The sequence below is a fragment of the Streptomyces sp. AC627_RSS907 genome (genome assembly GCF_019049165.1).
Map to the genome: position 1 here is coordinate 1 of NZ_JAGMUE010001400.1, position 361 is coordinate 361.

Genomic DNA, 361 nt, shown 5'->3' on the forward strand with positions numbered 1-361 from the left:
CATCGACTAAGGCCCCTAAGCGTACGCTAAGTGGGAAAGGATGTGGAGTCGCAGAGACAACCAGGAGGTTGGCTTAGAAGCAGCCACCCTTGAAAGAGTGCGTAATAGCTCACTGGTCAAGTGATTCCGCGCCGACAATGTAGCGGGGCTCAAGCGTACCGCCGAAGTCGTGTCAATCCAACATATAGGGCTAACGCCTGTTGGGTTGGGTAGGGGAGCGTCGTGTGCCGGGTGAAGCAGCCGCGTAAGCGAGTTGTGGATGGTTCACGAGTGAGAATGCAGGCATGAGTAGCGATTCACACGTGGGAAACGTGTGCGCCGATTGACTAAGGGTTCCTGGGTCAAGCTGATCTGCCCAGGG

Annotated in this window: 1 rRNA gene; it reads left to right on the top strand. The window is 56.2% G+C overall.

The features are described from left to right. Positions 1-361: ribosomal RNA gene (locus tag KUM32_RS42100) — 23S ribosomal RNA — on the top strand; the annotation flags it as partial.